Source organism: Actinomycetota bacterium (assembly GCA_004297305.1).
In the GTDB taxonomy this organism is placed as follows: Bacteria; Actinomycetota; Actinomycetes; order S36-B12; family FW305-bin1; genus FW305-bin1.
Window position 1 is genome coordinate 168,696 of the sequence record SCTR01000002.1, and the last position, 18,703, is coordinate 187,398.

14 protein-coding genes are annotated in these 18,703 nt (G+C 72.3%); all 14 read left to right on the forward strand.

Annotation, left to right across the window (positions count from 1 at the left end; translation table 11 throughout):
* Positions 1 to 24: 24 nt before the first annotated feature.
* The 14 genes from EPO13_01195 (at position 25) to pyk (ending at position 18,648) form a co-directional block, all read left to right on the forward strand.
* Entirely contained in the window at positions 25 to 1,656 is a 1,632-nt protein-coding gene (locus EPO13_01195) for an anthranilate synthase component I (protein TAK71201.1), read from the forward strand.
* Positions 1,578 to 2,255, forward strand: a complete 678-nt coding sequence (locus tag EPO13_01200) for a hypothetical protein (protein ID TAK71139.1) — start codon at positions 1,578 to 1,580, stop codon at positions 2,253 to 2,255. The genes EPO13_01195 and EPO13_01200 overlap by 79 nt, the downstream gene beginning before the upstream one ends.
* A gap of 45 nt (positions 2,256 to 2,300) precedes the next feature.
* Positions 2,301 to 3,053 carry a response regulator transcription factor gene (locus tag EPO13_01205; GenBank protein ID TAK71140.1) on the forward strand — a complete coding sequence of 251 codons (753 nt, stop codon included), beginning with the start codon at positions 2,301 to 2,303 and terminating at the stop codon, positions 3,051 to 3,053.
* A gap of 95 nt (positions 3,054 to 3,148) precedes the next feature.
* Positions 3,149 to 4,501, forward strand: coding sequence for a HAMP domain-containing histidine kinase (locus EPO13_01210; protein TAK71141.1), 1,353 nt, complete (start codon positions 3,149 to 3,151; stop codon positions 4,499 to 4,501).
* A gap of 26 nt (positions 4,502 to 4,527) precedes the next feature.
* Positions 4,528 to 5,337 carry an indole-3-glycerol phosphate synthase TrpC gene (gene trpC / locus EPO13_01215; protein TAK71202.1) on the forward strand — a complete coding sequence of 270 codons (810 nt, stop codon included), beginning with the start codon at positions 4,528 to 4,530 and terminating at the stop codon, positions 5,335 to 5,337.
* Positions 5,338 to 5,387: 50 nt separating this feature from the next.
* The gene (trpB, locus tag EPO13_01220; GenBank protein TAK71142.1) at positions 5,388 to 6,644 is read left to right on the forward strand and encodes a tryptophan synthase subunit beta; all 1,257 of its coding nucleotides are present in this window, start codon (positions 5,388 to 5,390) and stop codon (positions 6,642 to 6,644) included.
* Positions 6,458 to 7,447 carry a tryptophan synthase subunit alpha gene (locus tag EPO13_01225; GenBank protein TAK71143.1) on the forward strand — a complete coding sequence of 330 codons (990 nt, stop codon included), beginning with the start codon at positions 6,458 to 6,460 and terminating at the stop codon, positions 7,445 to 7,447. The genes trpB and EPO13_01225 overlap by 187 nt, the downstream gene beginning before the upstream one ends.
* Positions 7,444 to 7,986: a DoxX family membrane protein gene (locus EPO13_01230; GenBank protein ID TAK71144.1), complete on the forward strand. Its 543-nt coding sequence runs from the start codon at positions 7,444 to 7,446 to the stop codon at positions 7,984 to 7,986. Before EPO13_01225 ends, EPO13_01230 begins: the two co-directional genes overlap by 4 nt.
* Positions 7,983 to 8,816 (forward strand): hypothetical protein, encoded by an 834-nt coding sequence (locus EPO13_01235; GenBank protein ID TAK71145.1) that lies wholly within the window; start codon positions 7,983 to 7,985, stop codon positions 8,814 to 8,816. Before EPO13_01230 ends, EPO13_01235 begins: the two co-directional genes overlap by 4 nt.
* Positions 8,817 to 8,975: 159 nt before the next feature.
* Positions 8,976 to 9,950, forward strand: coding sequence for a prolipoprotein diacylglyceryl transferase (locus EPO13_01240; GenBank protein ID TAK71203.1), 975 nt, complete (start codon positions 8,976 to 8,978; stop codon positions 9,948 to 9,950).
* 4 nt (positions 9,951 to 9,954) lie between these two features.
* A complete protein-coding gene (locus tag EPO13_01245) occupies positions 9,955 to 10,683 on the forward strand; it encodes a hypothetical protein (GenBank protein TAK71146.1) in 729 nt (242 codons plus the stop codon).
* A 263-nt stretch (positions 10,684 to 10,946) separates the two neighbouring features.
* Positions 10,947 to 15,527 carry a glutamate synthase large subunit gene (locus EPO13_01250; GenBank protein TAK71147.1) on the forward strand — a complete coding sequence of 1,527 codons (4,581 nt, stop codon included), beginning with the start codon at positions 10,947 to 10,949 and terminating at the stop codon, positions 15,525 to 15,527.
* Positions 15,520 to 16,974 carry a glutamate synthase subunit beta gene (locus EPO13_01255; protein TAK71148.1) on the forward strand — a complete coding sequence of 485 codons (1,455 nt, stop codon included), beginning with the start codon at positions 15,520 to 15,522 and terminating at the stop codon, positions 16,972 to 16,974. Before EPO13_01250 ends, EPO13_01255 begins: the two co-directional genes overlap by 8 nt.
* Before the next feature lie 246 nt (positions 16,975 to 17,220).
* Positions 17,221 to 18,648: a pyruvate kinase gene (gene pyk / locus EPO13_01260; GenBank protein ID TAK71149.1), complete on the forward strand. Its 1,428-nt coding sequence runs from the start codon at positions 17,221 to 17,223 to the stop codon at positions 18,646 to 18,648.
* Positions 18,649 to 18,703: the final 55 nt, after the last annotated feature.

The window sequence follows — 18,703 nt, forward strand, 5'->3', positions numbered from 1 at the left end:
GTCCTCGGGGCCGCCGCGGACAGCATCGCGGCCACGTTCACCGGCGACGCGACGCCCGACCTGCCGGCCTTCCGGGCGCTGGCCGGCCGCCGCCGGGTGATCCCGGTCGTGCGGCGACTCCTCGCCGACGGTGAAACCCCGGTGGGGCTGTACCGCAAGCTCGCCGGCGAGCGGGCCGGCACGTTCCTGCTGGAGTCCGCCGAGAACGGCCGCACCTGGTCGCGCTACTCCTTCGTCGGCGTCCGGTGCCCGGCGATGCTGACTGCGGTCGACGGGCAGGCGACCTGGATCGGTACCCCGCCGGCCGGCGTCCCGACCGGCGGCGATCCGCTGGAAGCGTTGCGGGACACGGTCTCGCTGCTGCACACCGAGCGCCTGGCGGGCCTGCCGCCGCTGACGTCGGGGATGGTCGGGCTGCTGGCGTACGACGCGGTCCGGCGTTGGGAACGTCTGCCGGACAACAACCCGGACGAACTCGCCATCCCCGAGGTGGCCCTGCTGCTGGCTGCCGACCTGGCCGTCCTCGACCACTCCGACGGCTCGGTCCTGCTGGTCGCCAACGTCATCGACGCCAACGTCAGCGATACCAACGTCAGCGGCGCCGACGGCAATGCCGACCGCAACTCCGACGGCAGCGGTACGGCGGACCCCGCGGCCGTCGACGCCGCGTGGCGGGACGCGGTCGCCCGGCTGGACCGGATGCAGCGGGATCTCGCTCAGCCCGCCGGGTCCACCGTCGCGGCCTACGACCCGGACGCCGCGGCCGACGTGACCGCGCGGACCGAGCGCGCGGCGTACCTGGCCGGCGTCGAGCGGTCCCGGGAGTACATCCGGGCCGGCGACGCCTTCCAGATCGTGCTGTCCCAACGGTTCGAGGCCCCGTGCCCGGCCAGTGCCCTGGACGTGTACCGCATCCTGCGGGTGACCAACCCGAGTCCGTACATGTACCTGTTGCGGATCCCGGTCGCCGGTACCGCGGCCGACGGTGGCGTGCCGGCGCAGGTGGGTTTCGACGTCGTCGGGTCCTCGCCCGAAGCGCTGGTCACGGTCACCGACGGCCAGGCGGTGATGCATCCGATCGCCGGGAGCCGGCCGCGCGGGGCGACCGAGGCGGAGGACGCGGCGCTGGCCGACCAGTTGCTCGCCGACGCCAAGGAACTCGCCGAGCACCTGATGCTGGTCGACCTGGGCCGCAACGACTTGGGCCGGGTCTGTGCCGCCGGATCGGTGGAGGTCGCGGCGTTCATGGAGATCGAGCGGTACTCCCACATCATGCACATCGTCTCGACGGTGGTCGGCCGGCTCGCGCCGGGCCGCACGGCGTACGACGCCCTGGCCGCAACCTTCCCGGCCGGCACGCTGTCCGGCGCACCCAAGGTGCGCGCCATGCAGATCATCGACGAGCTCGAACCGGCGCGGCGCGGACTGTACGGCGGGGTCGTCGGGTACCTCGACTTCGCCGGCGACCTCGACACCGCCATCGCGATCCGGACCGCGGTGATCCGCGACGGCGTCGCCTACGTGCAGGCAGGCGCCGGCATCGTCGCGGACTCCGACCCGGCCACCGAGGACCAGGAGTGCCGCGCCAAGGCCGCTGCCGTGCTGCGCGCGGTGGCGGTCGCCGCGACGCTTCGCTCGCCCGGCGGTGGCGGGTGACCGGTCGACGCGGCTACCTGCTCGCGTTGGGAGGGCTGCTGGCCGGTGGCGCACTCACCCTGCTGGCCCTCGGCCGGCCCTGGCTGTTCGTCCAGTTGCGGCTGGGCCCGTCGGCTCCGGTGACGACGGCGACGTACGCCGGCAGCGCGCTGCACCCGTGGGGCGCCGCGCTCGGGGTGGCCGCCCTCGCGGTGGCGCTGGCCGTCGTGGCCACCCGCGGCTTCGCGCGGCGACTGCTGGGCCTGCTCGTGGTGGCCGGGGCGATCCCGCTGCTGGTCCTGGCCGTCACCACCGGCCGGTCCGGTCCGGATGTCGCGGTGCTGACCCGCGACTACGGCCCGGTCACAGTGGTTTCCGACGGCGCCCCGGCGACGGCGGTGGGAGCCACGGCCGTGGTGAGCGGAAGTGCGTGGTGGGTGCTGCTGCTCGTGGCGGCGGGACTGCTGGCGGTCGCCGGGGCGGTCACCTGCTGGTGCGGTCCGCAGTGGCCGGTGATGAGCCGCCGCTACGAGCGCCGCGGCGCCGCCGCTCCGGCCGACACCACCACGCCGCAGGGCCAGTGGGACGCGCTGGACCGCGGCGAAGATCCGACCCGGTGATGTCGGAGACGACCGGCGTGGCCGGCGTCTGACACGCTGAGCCGCGTGCCAGCCACTGACGTCCGCGGCCTGGTCCTCGTCGTGGAAGACGAGCGGCCCATCGCCGACCTGATCCGCATGTACCTGACCCGCGAGGGTTTCGGGGTGCACGTCGAGCACGACGGCCGCGGCGGCCTGGCCGCTGCCCGTTCGCTGCACCCCGTGGTGATCGTCCTGGACGTCGGCCTCCCCGAGCTGGACGGGACCGAGGTCTGCCGACGACTGCGGGCCGACGGGGACTGGACGCCGGTGATCTTCTGCACCGCGCGCGACGACGAAGTCGACCGGGTGCTGGGTCTGGAGCTGGGCGGCGACGACTACGTCACCAAGCCGTTCAGCCCGCGCGAACTGGTCGCCCGGGTCAAGGCCGTGGTCCGCCGGGTGACCCGGCCGGAGGAGGGCGGCGCGGTCATGACGGTGGGCCGGGTGACCCTCGACCGTGGCCGGCATCGCGTGGTGGTCGACGACACCCGCGAAATCACGCTGACCGCAACGGAATTCGACCTCCTCGCCCACCTGATGGCGCGTCCCGGCCGGGTGCTCAGCCGCGAGCAGCTGCTGTCGGAGGTATGGGGCTACTCCTCGGTCGTCGGGACGCGCACCGTCGACGTCCACGTCGCGCAGGTACGCGGGAAGCTCGGCGAGGCCAGCCCGATCCGCACAGTGCGCGGCGTGGGGTACGCCGCGGACGCCGTCGTCGACGGTGCGTCGATGGCCGGGTCGACGTCGGGCTCGCCGGACGACGAGCCGTGGCCCTGACGTCGGGACCGGATCCGGCCAGCCGACCGTCCGGGGCGGACAGCTCGCGGCCGGGACGCCGGCGGGCGAGCCTGACGTCGCGCACCGTCGTGGCCATGGCCGTCGTCGCCGCTGTCGCGGTCGTCGTGGCCGGGCTGGTGTCGATCCCGTTGGTCCGCAACGCTGCGGTGGCCCAGGCGCGCAGCACCCTGGGCGACCTGGCCGACCTCGTCGCGGCGACCTTGGACGGCCCCCGGCCGCCGGACACGTTGGATCCTCGGCTGCGGCAACTGCTGGCCGCCCAGTCCGTCAGCGAGGCGTACGTCGTCGGGCCCGGGCTCGGCCGGCCGGAGGTCGTCAGCCCGCTGGTGGCGGCCCAACTCGCGGCAGGGCTGGACGTGTCCACGACGGCCGCCACCGACCAGGGCGAGGTCTTCCTCGAAGGCCGGCCGCTGGGGGCGGGCCTCAGCGTCGTGTTGGTGCAGCCGGCGTCGATCGCCTCGCAACCGGCCGACGACGCGGTACGACGATTGGCCGTGGCCCTGGTGATCGGGCTGGCGATCGCCGTGGTGATCGGAGTGTTGGCGGCCCGCCGCCTCACCCGGCCACTGCGGTCGGCGGCCGATGCGGCCAACCGGATGTCGGCAGGGGAGCGGGACGTCCAACTGGTTCCGGAGGGACCCGCGGAGGTCGCGGAGATCGCCGAGTCACTGAACCGGCTGTCGGCGGCCCTGGCGGCCAGCGAGGGGCGGCAGCGCGAGTTCCTGCTGTCCGTCTCCCACGAGTTGCGGACGCCGCTCACCGCCGTCCGCGGCTACGCCGAGGCCCTGTCGGACGGGGTCGTCGCACCGGACGACGTCACCCGGACCGGGGCGACCATGCGCGCCGAAGCCGAACGGCTGGACCGGCTGGTGGCCGATCTGCTCGACCTCGCGCGGCTGGGCGCCGCGGACTTCCGGGTCGACCCGGTCGAGCTGGACCTGGCGAGTTTCGGTGCGGACGCTGCGGAGGTCTGGCGGGTGCGGTGCGCCCGGGCCGGTATCACCTGGCACGCGGAACTGCCTGCGCCCGTGCTGGTTCGTACCGATCCGGTGCGGTTGCGGCAGATCGTGGACAACCTCGCCGAGAACGCGCTGCGGGTGACCCCGGCCGGACGGCCCGTCGTGCTGGCGTTGCGCCCGGACGGCGACGGGTGGTTCGTGGTCGAGGTGCGTGACGGCGGGCCGGGCCTCACCGCGGACGACCTCGCCGTCGCTTTCGAACCCGCCGCGTTGTACGCCCGCTACCGCGGTGTGCGGACCGTGGGCAGTGGCGTCGGCCTCGCCCTGGTCGGCAGCCTGGCGCAGCGGTTGGGTGGGCACGCCGTGGCCGGCGTCGCGCCCGAGGGCGGCGCTCGGTTCACCGTCCGGCTGCCCGGGGGCCAGGGCGGGGGGCCACTGCCTGGCGGCTACCCTCGGTCGGACCGATGACCAACGGCGTTCGAGAGGGGGACGGCGTGACGGTGCTCGACGACATCGTGGCGGGAGTCCGTGCCGATCTCGAGTCACGCATGGCAACGACTCCGCTCGACCAGCTGAAGGCCCTCGCCGACCGCCGGCCGGCGGCCCGCGACCTGCGGTCGGTGCTGTCGGCCGACGGGGTGCAGGTCATCGCCGAGGTCAAGCGGTCCAGTCCGAGCAAGGGGCAACTGGCGGCGATCGCGGACCCGGCCGCGTTGGCCTGCGACTACGAGGCCGGCGGTGCCCACGTCATCAGCGTGCTGACGGAGGAACGCCGGTTCGGCGGCAGCCTGGCCGACCTCGCGGCGGTCCGCGCCGCGGTGGATATCCCGGTGTTGCGCAAGGACTTCATCGTCGGGAGCTATCAGCTCTGGGAGGCCCGGGCGTACGGCGCCGACGTCGTGCTGCTCATCGTCGCCGCACTGCCGCAGCTGGCCCTGGTGAGCCTGATCGAGCGCGCCGCCTCGATCGGCCTGGCCACCCTCGTCGAGGTCCACGACGCCGAGGAGGTCGACCGCGCGCTGGATGCCGGCGCGACGGTCATCGGCGTCAACGCGCGCAACCTCAAGACGCTCGAGGTGGACCGGACCACGTTCGCCCGGCTCGCGCCCCGCATTCCCGACCGCTGCCTACGGGTCGCCGAGTCCGGGGTGCGGGGGCCGCACGACCTGATCGCCTACGCCAACGCCGGAGCGGACGCGGTGTTGGTCGGGGAGAGCCTCGTCGTCGGACAGGATCCGCGAGCCGCCGTCCACGACCTGGTCACCGCCGGGGCGCACCCGGCCATCAAGCACGCCCGCGGCTGACCCGCACGCGGCTCCGTCCCGGCCGCGGGGAGCCAACTAGGCTGCGACGCATGGATTCCCCGCCCCCGACCCCCGACGCGACGGCGACCGGCGCCGCACCCTGGTCGCCGGACAGCACCGGCCATTTCGGTCGCTACGGCGGGCGGTTCGTCCCCGAGGCGCTGATGGCCGCCCTCGACGAACTGGACGCGGTGTTCCGTTCCGCGGTGGCCGATCCGGCGTTCACCGCCGAACTCGACGAGCTGCAGCGCAGCTACACCGGCCGGCCGAGCCCGGTGACCGAGGTCGCCAGGTTCGCCGAGCACTGCGGTGGGGCGCGGGTGCTGCTGAAGCGCGAAGACCTCAACCACACCGGATCGCACAAGATCAACAATGTGCTCGGCCAGGCCCTGCTCACCCGCCGGATGGGCAAGTCCCGCGTCATCGCCGAGACCGGGGCCGGACAGCACGGCGTCGCCACGGCGACCGCCGCAGCGCTGCTGGGCCTGCAGTGCACGGTCTACATGGGCCAGCAGGACACCCGGCGGCAGGCACTGAACGTGGCGCGCATGCGGCTGCTGGGCGCCGAGGTGATCGCGGTCGCCGCCGGCAGCGCCACCCTGAAGGACGCGATCAACGAGGCGATGCGGGACTGGGTCACCGCGGTCGAGGACACCCACTACGTGCTGGGCACGGTCACCGGGCCGGCACCGTTCCCCGAACTGGTCGCCTGGTTCCATCGGGTGATCGGTACGGAGGCACGGGCCCAGGTGCTCGAGCTGACCGGCCGGCTGCCCGACGCGGTCGCCGCCTGCGTCGGTGGCGGATCCAACGCGATGGGCATCTTCAGCGGCTTCCTGGACGACCCGCAGGTGCAGCTGTGCGGCTACGAGGCCGGCGGGCACGGCGTCGAGTCCGGGGAGCACGCCGCGCGCTTCAGCGGCGGCTCGCCCGGCGTCCTGCACGGCGCGCGCACCTACGTGCTGCAGGACGAGGACGGCCAGACCCGGCCGTCGCACTCGATCAGCGCCGGCCTGGACTATCCCGGCGTCGGCCCGGTCCATGCCCTGCTCCACGAATCCGGGCGGGCCCGCTACGAGCCGGTGGACGACGCCGAGGCGATGGCAGCCTTCGGGCTGCTGTGCCGTACCGAGGGCATCATCCCGGCCATCGAGAGCGCCCACGGGCTGGCCGGCGCGATGCGGCTGGGCCGCGAGCTGGGGCCGGACGCCCTGATCCTGGTGAACCTGTCCGGCCGGGGCGACAAGGATGTCGAGACGGCCGCTCGGTGGTTCGACCTGACCGGCGACATCGAGGTTCGCGGGTGACCGGGCTCGCGGCGGTCTTCGCCGCGGCCCGCGCCGAGGGCCGCGCCGCGCTGATCGGTTACCTGCCGGCCGGTTTCCCGTCGTACGACGGCGCGGTTCGCGTGGTGACGGCGATGGTGGCCGCCGGAGTCGACATCGTGGAGATCGGGCTGCCGTACTCCGATCCGCTGATGGACGGGCCGGTCATCCAGGCGGCCGCCGAACAGGCGCTGCGGAACGGCACCACGACCAGCGACGTCCTTGCCACTGTGCAGGCAGTCGCGTCCACCGGCGCCCCGACCCTGGTGATGTCGTACTGGAATCCGGTGGAGCGCTACGGCGTCGAGGAGTTCGCCGACGGACTGGCTGCGGCCGGCGGCACCGGCGTCATCACGCCCGACCTGACGCCCGAAGAGGCCGGCCCCTGGATCGCCGCCACCGACCGTGCCGGGATCGACCGGATCTTCCTGGCCGCGCCGTCGTCCACCGACACTCGGTTGTCGGTGGTGGCACAGGTCAGCACCGGCTTCGTCTACGCGGCCTCGACCATGGGAGTGACCGGCGCTCGCGACGCGGTCTCCGACGCCGCGCCGCGGCTGGTCGGCCGCCTGCGCGAGGTCACCGACCGGCCGGTGGCGGTCGGCCTCGGGGTGTCGACCGGCGCCCAGGCCGCCGCGGTCGCCCAGTTCGCCGACGGCGTCATCGTCGGCTCGGCATTCGTCCGCCGGGTGGCGGCCGCCGCGACGCTGGCCGAGGCGGTCGCGGGCGTCAGTGCGCTGGCCGCCCAGCTCGCCGACGGCGTGCGCGCCGCGGCGATGCGGTGAGCCCGGTCGTGCCGCCGTACGCCGGTCGCCGGACCTGGGGCAACCCCTGGCTCGGGACGCTCGCCCGGCTGGTGCTGGCCGCCGTGCTGCTGTACGCCGGGCTGGCGAAGCTCTTCGCACCGCAAGGCGCCCGTGACGCGATCCTCGCCTACCGGATCTTCCCGGCGTCGTGGGCGGACGCGCTCGGCTGGGGCCTGCCGGTGCTGGAGGTGCTGCTCGGCATCGCGTTGCTGGCCGGGCTGTTCACCCGGCTCGCGGCGGCCGTCACCGCCGTGCTCATGATCGGTTTCGTCGCCGGCATCGTCAGTGTCTGGGTGCGCGGCTACTCCATCGACTGCGGCTGCTTCGGCGGGGGTGGTGACGTCGCCACCGACGGCCTCGTCTGGCGCTACACCTCGGAGATCGCGCGGGACCTGCTCTTCCTCGGCCTGGCCTGCTGGCTGGTGGCCTGGCCGCGCACGCGGCTGTCGCTGGCCGGTCCGGGCCAGCCGGTCACCGGCGAGCCGGCCGCCGAGCACGCCGAGGCGGTGTCGGCATGAGCAGTCGTCCCTCCCGCCCGGCGACGGCCGCCGCGGCTGCCGCCCGAGCGGCAGCCGCGCAACAGCAGCAGCGCCGCGAGCGGGTGATCCGGGCCGTCGGGATCGTCGTCGTCCTCGCGGTGCTGGCCGGCATCGTGTTCCTGTTCGTCCGGTCGCGGGCGAATGCCCCGGCGCCGGTCCCGACCGACAGCAGCGCACCGCTGCCGGCCGGCGTGATGCCGGCGACGGGGGCCCAGCCGTACGGCTGGACGTATCGCTGGACGCCGGGCGCCCCGGTGCTGCAGCTGTGGGAGGACTTCCAGTGCCCGGTCTGCGGGCAGCTGGAGCGGCAGAACGGCGCGGCGATCGAGGCGCTCGCCGATGCCGGCAAGGTCACCCTGGTGTACCGCCCGGCGACCTTCCTGGACCTCAACCTGCGCAACGGCTCGTCGAACCGTGCCGTCGCGGCTTGGGGTTGCGCCATCGACGCGGGCCGGGGGATCGAGTACCACAACGCGGTGTTCGCCGCGCAGCCCGCGCGGGAAGGCGACGGGTTCACCGACCAGCAACTGGTGGCGTTCGGCACGACCGCCGGCATCACCGGAGCCGCCCGGGACACCTTCGACCGATGCGTGGCCGCCGGCACCTATCGCAGCTGGCCGGCCAACTCGCAGGCCCAGTTCGAGTACGACGGCATCGCCGGGACGCCGACGGCCGTGCTCAACGGCACCGAGCTTCCGCGGCAGACGCTGTTCGACATGACGGCGTTGACCGCGGCGGTGGCAGCGGCTGGGCCGGGCACCACCGCGACGCCTGCGGGGACGCCGTCGTCGTCGGTCTCGCCGTCGTGAGCGGAGCCGGGTGACCGGGACAGTCGTGATCGCACGGCGTCGTGGTCGGTCCGGTCTCGCCGAGCGTCGTGAGCGCCGCCCGGCCGGGCGGTGGTCGGGCGTTGTGGCAGGCGATGACGCGGCGGGCACGGTCGTAGGGTGAGCGCCGTGCCGACCGCGCTGATCGCCGCGATTCCCAGCCCGTCGCAGGGCGTCTGGGAGATCGGGCCGGTCCCGGTACGGGCCTACGCCCTGGCGATCCTGGCGGGGATCGTGGTGGCCATCGTCGTCGCGAGCCGGCGCTGGGTGGCCCGGGGCGGCCTGCCCGGCACCGTCGGCGACGTGGCGATCTGGGCCGTGCCGTTCGGGATCATCGGGGGCCGGCTGTACCACGTGATCACCGACCACCAGCTGTACTTCGGTCCCGACGGCCGCGGAGTTGTTGCGACGCTGCGGATCTGGGACGGCGGCCTCGGCATCTGGGGTGCCATCGCGTTGGGCGGCGTCGGCGCCTGGATCGGCTGCCGGCGTCGCGGGATCCCATTGCCGCCGTTCGCCGACGCGCTGGCGCCCGGGCTGCTGCTGGCCCAGGCAATCGGCCGCTGGGGCAACTACTTCAACCAGGAACTGTTCGGTTCGCCGACCGACCTGCCGTGGGGACTGCAGATCGACGTCGCCCATCGTCCGGCCGGTTTCGCCGACGTCGCGACCTTCCACCCGACGTTCCTGTACGAGTCACTGTGGTGCCTGGCCGCGGCCGGTGTCGTGGTCGTCGCCGACCGGCGATTCCGTATGGGACACGGCCGGGTCTTCGCGCTGTACGTCGCCCTCTACTGCGCCGGGCGGCTGTGGTGGGAACTGCTGCGCATCGATGAGGCCAATCAGGTGCTGGGCCTGCGCCTCAACGTCTGGACCGCGGTCCTGGTCGGCCTCGGCGCGGTGGTGTACCTCGTGGTGAGTGCCCGGCTGCGACCCGGCCGTGAGACACCCGACCAGCTGCGCGGCCGTGCCGCCGGGCGCCAGCCTGCCGCGCCGGACGAGGCCGGCCCGGACCAGCCGGACACCGAGCCTCCCGGGGACGGTGCGGCTGCGCCGGCCGAATCCGCCCGAGACGGTGCTGCCGCGCCGGCCGAGCGGTTCGCTGAGGGGCGCTGAGCCGGTGCCGGGCCGGTCACGGGTGTTCCCGGAACACCACCACGGCCATCGCGACGTCACCGGCGGCTCGCTGCGTCCCGCCGTGTTCGGTTTCTCCGACGGCCTGGTGTCCAACGTCGCCCTGATGGCGGGCGTGGCCGGTGGTGCTGCCGCTGCCGGTGCCGATCCCTCCGCGGTCCTGATCGCGGGTCTTGCCGGGCTGGTGGCCGGATCCTTCTCCATGGCGGCCGGCGAGTTCGTCTCGGTCTCCAGCCAGTCCGAACTGGCGGCCGCAGAGATCGAGGCCGAGCGTCGTGAGTTGTCTCGCAGCCCGGAGGCCGAGGCCGCTGAGCTGGCGCGGCTGTGGGAGAGCCGGGGCCTCGACCGCGCCACCGCCGAGCAGGTCGCCCGCCAGATCTCGCGGGACCCCAAGACCGCCCTGGAGGTCCATGCCCGGGAGGAGATCGGCCTCGTCGAGGCCGAGCTGCCGTCGGCCTGGCGGGCCGCCTGGTCATCGCTGGCCGCGTTCGCCGTGGGCGCCATGGTTCCGCTACTGCCTTACCTGCTCGGCGCGCGGGCGCTGGCGATCTCGCTGGCGTGCTCGGCCGTGGCGGCGTTCGGCGCCGGTGTCCTGGTCTCCCGGCTCACAGTGCGATCGTGGTGGTTCGGCGGGCTGCGCCAGCTGCTGGTGAGCGCAGCCGCTGCCGGGGTCACCTACGCCGTCGGCGCCCTCATCGGATCCGCCGTGGGCTGAGCGGCACCGCGCGGTGATCTTGGCCACCTGGCCAGCGGCGGTGTCCACCATGTGGGACGACGGTCGAATCGGCGTTGGGGAAGCCGTCGACGGCTGAGTACCATTCCCCAGGTCGGGCCAACGTCGTCCCTGCCTGTGTCGAACCGGGCTGCGCCGCTCGGGAACCCTCCCGCCCCGGCCCGCCCGGACCGTACGCCGCTGCACCGCCACCACGGCCACTCTCGTCGTGCCGGTGGCACGACCGACGACGTGAAGGTGACCTCATGCGCAGTGCTCGTCCGGCTCCCCAGGGTCGCAGTGCTCGTCCGGCTCCCCAGGGTCGCAGTGCTCGTCCGGCTCCCCAGGGCCTCTACGACGGCCAGCACGAGCACGACGCGTGCGGCGTGGCCTTCGTCGCGCAGCTGGACGGCACGGCGTCGCACACGATCGTCGCGCAGGCGATCACGGCACTGGAGAACCTCGACCATCGCGGTGCCTCCGGGGCCGAGCCCGACTCCGGCGACGGGGCCGGCATCCTGGTCCAGGTGCCCGACGCGTTCCTGCGCGCGGTCACCGGTTTCCCCCTGCCGGCAGCCGGTGAGTACGCGGTCGGCACGGCGTTCGTCGTGGCCGACGACGCCGCCGAGGACGCGGCCATCGCCGCGGTCGAGCGCATCGCCAAGGAAGAGGACCTCGTCGTCCTCGGCTGGCGCGAGCTGCCGGTCGACGCCAGCTCGCTCGGGCAGACCTCGCGCGAGGTCATGCCGCGCTTCCGGCAGCTGTTCGTCGCCGCGGCCAGCGGCGCCGGCGGCATGGAGCTGGAGCGTCAGGCGTTCTGCTTGCGCAAGCGGGCCGAGCGTGAGGCGGACGTCTACTTCCCGTCGCTGTCGGCCCGCACGATCGTCTACAAGGGGATGCTGACCACCGCGCAACTCGCCGCGTTCTACCCCGACCTGTCCGACGAGCGGTTCGCCAGCGCCATCGGCCTGGTGCATTCCCGGTTCTCCACCAACACGTTCCCGTCGTGGCCGTTGTCGCACCCGTACCGGTTGATCGCCCACAACGGCGAGATCAACACCGTGCGCGGCAACCGCAACTGGATGCACGCCCGCGAGGCGATGCTGACCTCGTCGCAGCTGCCGGGTGACCTCACCCGGCTGTTCCCGGTCTGTACGCCGGGAGCCAGCGACTCCGCGTCGTTCGACGAGGTGCTGGAACTGCTGCACCTCGGTGGCCGCAGCCTGCCGCACGCGGTCCTCATGATGATCCCGGAAGCCTGGGAGAACCACGAGGAGATGGACGAGGCACGGCGAGCGTTCTACGAGTTCCACGCGACGTTCATGGAGCCGTGGGACGGGCCGGCGAACGTGTGCTTCACCGACGGGCGGCTCATCGGGGCGGTGCTGGACCGCAACGGTTTGCGGCCGGGTCGCTTCTGGGTCACCGACGACGGCCTCGTGGTGCTCGGCTCCGAGGCGGGGGTGCTCGACATCGACCCGGCGCGGGTGGTGCGCAAGGGCAGGCTGCAACCGGGCCGGATGTTCCTGGTGGACACCGATGCCGGGCGAATCATCGAGGACGACGAGATCAAGGCCGAACTCGCTGCGGCACAGCCGTATGCGGAGTGGCTGCACGCGGGCATCATCCACCTGGACGAACTGCCCGAGCGCGAGCACGTCGTGGTCACCGCGGCGTCGGTGGTACGCCGGCAGCAGACCTTCGGCTACACCGAGGAGGAGCTGCGGGTCCTGCTGACGCCGATGGCCCGGACCGGTGCCGAACCGATCGGTTCGATGGGGACCGACAGCCCCATCGCGGTTCTCAGCGAGCGGCCGCGGCTGGTGTTCGACTACTTCACCCAACTGTTCGCCCAGGTGACGAATCCTCCGCTGGACGCGATCCGCGAGGAGATCGTGACGTCGCTGCAGAGCTATCTCGGGCCCGAGGGGAACCTGCTGGAGGTCGCCCCGGCGCACGCCCGGCAGCTGTTGTTGCCGTTCCCGGTCATCGACAACGACGAACTCGCGAAGATCGTGCACATCAATGCGGACGGCAACCTGCCCGGCTTCGCCGCGGCCAAGGTTTCCGGGCTCTACCGGGTCGCTGGTGGCGGTCCGGCGCTCGAACGGCGGCTGCAGGAGATCTTCCACGAGGTCGACGCGCTGATCCGGCAAGGCAACCGCGTCATCGTCCTGACCGACCGGGACGCCGACGTCGAACTCGCGCCGATCCCGTCATTACTGTTGTGCGCCGCCGTACATCACCATCTGGTCCGCGAGAAGACCCGCACCATGGTCGGCCTGGTCGTCGAGGCCGGCGACGTGCGCGAGGTGCACCACGTCGCCCTGCTGATCGGCTACGGCGCGGCCGCGGTGAACCCCTACCTGGCGATGGAGACCGTCGAGGACCTGGTCCACCGCGAGGTCATCACCGGGATCTCGCCGGAGAAGGCGCAGCGCAACCTGGTGAAGGCGCTGGGCAAGGGTGTGCTGAAGGTGATGTCGAAGATGGGCGTCTCCACGGTGGCGTCCTACCGGGGCGCGCAGATCTTCGAGTGTGTCGGTCTGTCCCACGACGTGGTCGACCGCTACTTCACCGGGACGTCATCGACCCTCGGCGGGGTCGGCCTGGACGTGCTGGCCGCCGAGGTGTCTCGTCGGCACCAGGTGGCCTACCCGCCCAGCGGCGTCGCGCCGGCCCACCGCAGCCTGGAGGTCGGCGGGGAGTATCAGTGGCGGCGCGAAGGCGAGCCGCACCTGTTCGACCCCGAGACGGTGTTCCGGCTGCAGCACTCCACCCGCGCGAAGCGGTTCGACGTGTTCCAGCAGTACACCGCCAGGGTCAACGAACAGTCCGAGCGCCTCATGACCTTGCGCGGCCTGTTCCGGTTCCGGGCCGGCGTACGGCCGCCCGTGCCGCTGTCGGAGGTCGAACCGGTCAGCGAGATCGTGAAGCGGTTCTCCACCGGAGCGATGTCGTACGGCTCGATCTCGCAGGAGGCGCACGAGACGCTGGCCATCGCGATGAACCGGTTGGGGGGCAAGTCCAACACCGGCGAAGGCGGCGAGGACCCGGAGCGGTTCGTCCCCGCCCCGAACGGGGATTCGAAGCGCTCGGCGGTCAAGCAGGTCGCCTCCGGACGGTTCGGCGTGACCAGTCACTACCTGGTGAACGCCGATGACATCCAGATCAAGATGGCGCAGGGCGCCAAGCCCGGTGAGGGCGGTCAGCTGCCCGGACACAAGGTGTATCCCTGGGTCGCCAAGACACGGCATTCGACGCCCGGGGTCGGGCTGATCTCCCCGCCGCCGCATCACGACATCTACTCGATCGAAGACCTCGCCCAGCTCATCCACGACCTCAAGAACGCCAACCCGCGCGCCCGCGTCCACGTCAAACTCGTCGCCGAAGTCGGAGTCGGCACCGTGGCGGCCGGGGTGTCCAAGGCCCACGCCGACGTCGTGTTGATCTCCGGGCACGACGGGGGCACCGGCGCTGCGCCGTTGACCAGCCTCAAGCACGCCGGGTCGCCGTGGGAGCTCGGGCTGGCAGAGACGCAGCAGACGTTGCTGCTCAACGGGTTGCGCGACCGCATCGTCGTGCAGGCCGATGGCCAGCTGAAGACCGGGCGCGACGTCCTGGTGGCGGCGCTGCTGGGTGCCGAGGAGTTCGGCTTCGCCACGGCGCCGCTGGTGGTGTCCGGCTGCATCATGATGCGGGTATGCCACCTCGACACCTGCCCGGTCGGCATCGCCACCCAGAACCCGGTGCTGCGCGAGCGGTTCTCGGGCAAGCCTGAGTTCGTCGAGACGTTCTTCGAGTACATCGCCGAGGAGGTCCGGGCCGGCCTCGCCGAACTCGGCTTCCGCACCGTGGCCGAGGCGGTCGGCCACGCCGAGGTGCTCGACGTCGCCGCGGCGGTGGACCACTGGAAGGCCGCCGGCCTGGACCTGACGGCGATCCTGCACGTCCCCGAACTCGACGAGGCCCAGGCTCGTCGCCAGGTCATCCGCCAGGACCACGGCCTGGATCGCGCCCTGGACAACGAACTCATCGCGTTGTGCCAGGCCGCGCTGGAGTCCGGCGACCCGGTCCGGGCACAACTGGCGGTTCGCAACGTCAACCGGACCGTCGGCACGATGCTCGGCTCGGAAGTCACCCGTCGGCACGGCGGGGACGGGTTGCCCGACGGCACGATCGATCTCACGCTGGTCGGGTCCGGCGGGCAGTCGTTCGGTGCGTTCCTGCCGCGCGGTATCACGCTGCGGCTGGAGGGCGACGCCAACGACTACGTGGGCAAGGGCCTGTCCGGCGGCCGGATCGTCGTCCGTCCGGACCGGGCTGCCAGGTTTGCCGCCGAACGAAACATCATCGCCGGCAACGTGATCGGCTACGGCGCGACGTCCGGGGAGGTCTTCCTGCGTGGTCTGGTCGGCGAACGTTTCTGCGTCCGCAACTCCGGCGCGCTGGCAGTCGTGGAAGGCGTCGGCGACCACGGGTGTGAGTACATGACCGGCGGTACGGCCGTCGTGCTCGGGCCGACCGGCCGCAACTTCGCCGCCGGGATGTCCGGGGGCGTCGCCTACGTCCTCGACCTGGTGCCGGGTCGGGTCAACCCCGACATGGTCGACATCGACCCGCTCGACGACGCCGACCGCGCGGCTCTGCTGGGCCATATCCGTGCGCACGCCGACGAGACCGGTTCCCGGGTCGCCGAGGGGCTATTGGCTTCGTGGCCGGAGTCCGTGGAGCGGTTCAGCAAGATCATGCCCAAGGACTACAAGCGGGTGTTGCAGGCGCAGGAGGCGGCCGAGCGAGCAGGCCGCGACGTGCTCGAGGCGATCATGGAGGCTTCCCATGGCTGACCCCCGCGGGTTCCTGACGACCGGTCGCGAGCTACCGACCCGGCGACCGGTGGACGTCCGGATCTCCGACTGGCGCGAGGTGTACGAGCCGTTCTCGACCGATCGGGTCGAACGGCAGGCCGGTCGCTGCATGGACTGCGGGATCCCGTTCTGTCACAACGGTTGTCCGCTGGGAAACCTGATCCCCGAATGGAACGACCTGGTCTGGCGTAGCGACTGGGCTGCCGCGGCCGAACGGCTGCACGCCACCAACAACTTCCCGGAGTTCACCGGCCGGCTGTGCCCGGCACCGTGCGAGACGGCGTGCGTGCTGGGGATCAACCAGGACCCGGTCACCATCAAGCAGGTCGAGGTCTCGATCGTCGACCGGGCCTGGGAGTCGGGCTGGATCACCCCCCAGCCGCCCGGGCGGGTTTCCACCCGCACCGTCGCGGTCGTCGGCTCTGGGCCGGCGGGGCTGGCTGCCGCGCAACAACTGGCGCGCGCCGGGCACACCGTCGCGGTGTACGAGCGTGCCGACCGCATCGGCGGGCTGCTGCGATACGGCATCCCCGAGTTCAAGATGGAGAAGCACCATCTTGACCGCCGGCTGGAGCAGCTGACGGCCGAAGGCGTACGGCTGCGGCCCGGCGTCGACGTCGGCACCGACGTGACGGGGGAGTACCTGCGAGCCAAGTACGACGCGATCGTGCTGGCGGTCGGCGCGACGGCATCTCGCGACCTGCCCGTGCCAGGCCGGGAACTGGCCGGCATCCACCAGGCGATGGAGTTCCTGCCGCTGGCTAACCGGGTGTCGGCCGGCGACGCTCAGGACACCCCGATCGACGCCGCCGGGCGGCATGTGGTCATCATCGGTGGCGGCGACACCGGGGCGGACTGCCTCGGGACGTCGCACCGGCAGGGCGCAGCGTCGGTCACCCAGCTGGAGATCCTGCCGACGCCGTCCGACCAGCGTCCGGCGGCGCAGCCGTGGCCGACGTATCCGGCCGTCTACCGGGTATCCAGCGCGCACGAGGAAGGCGGCGATCGCATCTTCGCGGTGTCCACCAAGGCGTTCCTCGCCGACTCCGCGGGCCGGGTCCGCGCGCTGCAGGTGGTCGAGGTGGAGTTCGTTGACGGCAGCTTCCGCGAGGTGCCGGGTAGTTCGCGGGAGATCCGGGCCGACCTGGTCCTGCTCGCCATGGGGTTCACCGGGCCCGAGCGCGGTCCGCTCCTCGAGCAGCTCGGCGTCGAGCTCGACGATCGGGGAAATATCTTGCGGGACAACGACTATGCCTCGACAGTTCCGGGTGTCTACGTCGCCGGCGACGCCGGCCGTGGGCAGTCGCTCATCGTGTGGGCGATAGCCGAGGGGCGCGCCGCAGCCGCGGCGGTCGATCGCTACCTGACCGGCAGCACGAACCTGCCTTCGCCGATTTCGCCTTCGACGCGCCCGCTCGTGGTCTGACGCTCGCCGGTGGTCTGACGCCGGTGTCCTGACGTCCGCTCGTGGTCTGACGCGCCCGTGGTCTGCGGCCGGTGTGCGGACGTCCCGCTCGTGGTCTGCCGGCGGCGTCGTGATCGGCTGCCATCGGGCAGCATGATCGACGGCAGGGATGACCACGGCCGTGATGACCGACGGCCGTGATGACCTCAGGCAGCGATGATCGAAGGTCGCCGGTCTGCGGCAAGGCTGCTCGGTACAGTCGGGACCATGCGCCGCGCGAAGATCGTCTGCACGATGGGGCCGTCGACCGGCACGCTGGCAGCGATCCGCGACCTCGTCGACGCCGGCATGGATGTGGCCCGGCTCAACCTGTCGCACGGCAGCTATGCCGACCACGAGCAGGCGTACGCCCGGATCCGGCAGGTCGCCGACGAGACCGGCCGCGGTGTGGGCGTCCTGGTCGACCTGCAGGGCCCGAAGATCCGCCTCGGCCGCTTCGCCACGGGATCGGCACACCTGGAACCGGGGGCCCTCTTCACCATCACGACCGAAGACGTGGCCGGCGACGAAGACTGTTGTTCCACCACGTATTCGGGCCTGACCCGTGACGTCGCGGCGGGCGACACGATCCTGGTCGACGACGGTCGCGTCGCCCTGGAAGTGGTGGAGGTCGTCGGCGCCCGGGTGGTCACCAAGGTCATCGAAGGCGGCCCGGTGTCCGACCACAAGGGGATCAACCTTCCCGGGGTGGCGGTGTCCGTGCCGGCGTTGTCGGACAAGGACATCGAGGACCTGCGGTGGGCGCTGCGTACCGGGGTGGACCTGATCGCGCTGTCATTCGTCCGTTCAGCGGCGGACATGGACGACGTCGTCCGCGTCATGGATTCCGAGGGCGTCCGCATCCCGATCCTGGCCAAGGTCGAGAAGCCACAGGCGGTGGAGAACCTCGCCGACATCGTGGCCGCCTTCGACGGCGTGATGGTCGCTCGCGGCGACCTCGGCGTGGAGTTACCGCTGGAACAGGTGCCGTTGGTGCAGAAGCGGGCCATCGCGTTGTGCCGGGCCGCCGGCAAACCGGTCATCGTCGCCACACAGATGCTCGACTCGATGATCTCGGCGAGCCGGCCGACCCGGGCGGAGGCCAGCGACGTGGCCAACGCGGTGCTCGACGGTGCCGACGCCCTCATGCTGTCCGGCGAGACCAGCGTGGGCGTGCATCCCGGCCTCGTCGTACGCACGATGGCGCGCATCATCGCGCACGTCGAGGACGAGGCCCTGGACCGGTTGGCGCGGCTGGAGCCCGACCCGCCCGGATCCACCGCGCGCGCGCTGACCGCGGCGGCGGTCAGCGTCGGTGAGGCGGTCAGCGCGACGTACCTGATCGCGTTCACCGAAACTGGAGTTTCGGCCCGCCTGATCGCCCGCCACCGCACGTCCATCCCGCTGCTGGCCTTCACGCCGAACCCGCGGGTACGCAGCCAGTTGTCGCTGGTGTGGGGCGTCGAGACGTTCCTGGTACCGCAGGTCACCCACACCGACGACATGGTCGAACAGGTCGACGCCACCCTCATGGAGATCGGACGGGCGACGTACGGCGACCGCGTGGTGTTCGTCGCCGGTGTCCCACCCGGGATCCCCGGCACCACCAACGGTATGCGGGTCCACCGGATGGGTTCCGGCTCCGCCGAACGCTGAAGCCGCACTCTCGCAGCGTTTTCCCGGTGGGTGCCGGTGCACTCCGGTCCTTTTC